Source organism: Verminephrobacter aporrectodeae subsp. tuberculatae At4 (genome assembly GCF_000193225.1).
Taxonomy (GTDB): domain Bacteria; phylum Pseudomonadota; class Gammaproteobacteria; order Burkholderiales; family Burkholderiaceae_C; genus Acidovorax; species Acidovorax aporrectodeae.
On record NZ_AFAL01000555.1, the window covers coordinates 1 to 1362 of the forward strand.

Below are 1362 nucleotides of genomic sequence, written 5' to 3' on the forward strand. Positions count from 1 at the left end.
GTCAAGCTCAGCTTCAACGAACCGGTCATCGGGTTCGACGGGGAGGACATGCGCAGCCTCATCGCGCAAAACGCTACGCTGAGCGACTTCAAGCTAGACCCCGACGGCACGAGCTGGCTCGCCACGCTGACCCCGAACGCAGGCGCCGAGGGGGCCAACCTCACCATCTCCCTGGATACCGAAAACGCCGGCGTGACGGACCTGGCTGGCAACAAACCCCTGACCAGAATCGTTAAAAGCAACGCCTACTTCATCGATCTGACACCGCCCACGCTGATCAGCTTCACCATAAGCGATCACGACCTGCGGGCCGGCGAGACGGCCACCGTCACCCTGACCTTCAGCGAAAAGGTGCTCAACATCAACCTCAGAGCCGAGCCGCGCCTGGCAGCGTCAATCGGCACGCTGTCCGAGCTGAGCTCCTCCGAAGACGGCACGGTCTGGACCGCTACCCTGACTCCGCCGGAGAACACCATCTCGCCAGTAAACATCGTCGAGATAACGCGTTTCATCCACATAAAGGACCCTGCGGGCAACTCGATCACGGGCACCGTTCCGCGCGGTGAAAACTTCACCGTGGACACCGTGCGGCCCCGGCTCACCACCAACGGCATCACGATCAGCAGCAACATGCTGAAGACCGGAGAAACCGCCACCGTCAGCGTCACTTTCGACATCCCGGTACAAAACATCTCCGCTGCCGTGAGCGCGGCCAACGGCACGCTGTCCAACTGGAATCCCAACACCGGCGGCAAGGTCTGGAGCGCCACCCTGGCGCCCATGGCGAACGCGGAGGCCGCGGGCAATCGCGTCACGGTGGACATGACCCGCGTGCTCACCCCTTCGGGCAACGCCGGGCTGGGCCAGATCGATTCCAGCAGCGACTACACGGTGGACGCACGCCCCCCGCAGATCAGCGACGACGCCATGGCCAACACGGTGAATGGCAACCAGTTGGTGCTCAGCTACATCGAAGCGATCGGCCTGGATGCGGCGCATGTCCCGGCCACCGGGGCCTTTGCACTGCGCGTCAATGGCACGGCCGTGGCCAACGCCGTCACCGCAGTGAGCGTGAATGCCACGGCCAAGACCGTGACGCTGACGCTGGCCAGCGCCGTAGGCCCCGGCGATACGGTGAGCGTCTCCTACACCGACCCCACGAGCGGCAACGACGCCAACGCCATACAGGACGCAGCCGGCAACGACGCCGCGAGCTTCGCGCAGCGGCAGATACAGAACAACACCCCGGACACCACGCCGCCCGTGCTGCTGAGCATCGCCATCGCCGACCGCCAGCTCAAGATCGGCGACACGGCCCAGGTCAGCATCCGCTTCAGCGAGGCGGTGACCGGCTTTGGCAAG

At 64.7% G+C, this 1362-nt stretch carries 1 protein-coding gene; it reads left to right on the forward strand.

All coding sequences use genetic code 11. From position 1 onward, the window contains the following. Positions 1-1362, forward strand: a 1362-nt coding sequence (locus VTU_RS28150; RefSeq protein ID WP_010106823.1) for an Ig-like domain-containing protein, incomplete at both ends; no start/stop codon positions are given.